Below are 1,418 nucleotides of genomic sequence, written 5' to 3'. Positions count from 1 at the left end.
GGTACACACCGTCCAGCGCGGATGCCCCCTCCGGAATCACCCACAGCCGCATCAGCCCGAGCACGTGGTCGATGCGCACGCCACCCGGTGTGGACATGACTGCGCGCAGCATCTCGATGAAGGCGGCAAATCCGTGCGAGCGCATGGCACGCGGGCTGAAGGTGGTCAGGCCCCAGTTCTGCCCGTGCGTGTTGAAGAGATCGGGCGGTGCGCCAACCGTTACGCCAATCAGGACTTCCTGCTGCCGGCTCCATACATGGCTGCCCGCGCTGTCGGTGCCGATGGCCAGGTCTGCGATCAGGCCGATGGCCATGCCTGCGTCTTCCGCACCGCGTTGCGCGGCGGCTAACTGGCGCGCCGCGGCCCACTGCAAGAACAGATGGAAATCGACGGCCTCCGCATGGTCATGGGCAAAAGCACGTACCGCTGGGTTGGATGGCGATTGATACGCCGCGGGCCACTGCTTCCAATGCCACGTCTGCGGATCGCGTTTGCGTACATGCGCATCGAGCGCCTCGTAGTGCGCGTGGTCGAGCAGGCTCTGGCCGCGTGCGGCGCAGAACGTCCGGAAGTCTTCGCGCAGGCGCCTGACGTTTTCATTACCGGCGGCCGCCTGCTCCCGCATTTGCCGATGCAGCGCGCGTAGTACCGTCAACCGGGCTGTGGCGCTGGCAGGCCAGTCGATCAGTGTTGCCGCTTCCAATCGGGTGTAGACGTCAGTCAGGCCGTTGTCCGCTATCGCTTGTCGAACGGCGTGCTCGCCGAACAGCGCTGCGGGGTCGATCATCGTTGCGTTGAGAAACAGCCGGCTTGATGGTGAATAGGGCGAGTAGCGTTGCGGTTCCGCGCTGAACATGGCATGCACCGGGCTCAGGGCCAGTGCATCGGCACCATGTTGCGCGAGGCTGCGCGCCAGCGCGCCAGCGTTGGCGTAGCTGCCCAATCCGGCAGAGAGCGGGGCCAATTCAGCCGCGGCACGTAAGCCATAGAGCTGCGCTGAAGACCCCCACAGGCGGGCATCCTGTGTGCGCTTGCGTTCGTGCAGCGCATCGGCCACGGCATAGCAGCGTGGTGGGGCAATGGCGAGCGTGGCGTCGATGCTGCTGCCCGCTCCGGTGTCGATGCGCAATCGGTGGTAGCCGGCTGTCGGCACGGGCGCCAATTGCAGCGTGGCGCGATCTCGATCGGCACCGACGGTGCTTTCAACCGTGGCGCCGCCGTGTTCGTACTCGATGCGGTATGGCCGGCCCTCCAGCGCAGCCCGTTGGCGCGGTGCGGTCACCAACTGGATTGGCTGACCGACGATGCCAGTCACCAGCGCAGGCACAGTCACGTTGTCGGCTTCCGCTTGCAACCGCGCATGGCTGTCTGCGACTTCCGCCGCAGTGCTGGCTGGTAGGCCCAGGCAGCCCAGCACC

At 66.1% G+C, this 1,418-nt stretch carries 1 protein-coding gene; it reads right to left on the bottom strand.

Going from position 1 to position 1,418, the window contains the following annotated elements:
* On the bottom strand, nt 1-1,418 hold a 1,418-nt coding region (malQ, locus tag JHD73_RS27700), incomplete at both ends, for a 4-alpha-glucanotransferase (protein ID WP_199033329.1).

The organism is Ralstonia sp. ASV6 (assembly GCF_016429285.1).
Taxonomy (GTDB): domain Bacteria; phylum Pseudomonadota; class Gammaproteobacteria; order Burkholderiales; family Burkholderiaceae; genus Ralstonia; species Ralstonia flaminis.
Note: the sequence above shows the minus strand (reverse complement) of the source record. Positions and strands in the feature narration are given on the sequence as shown.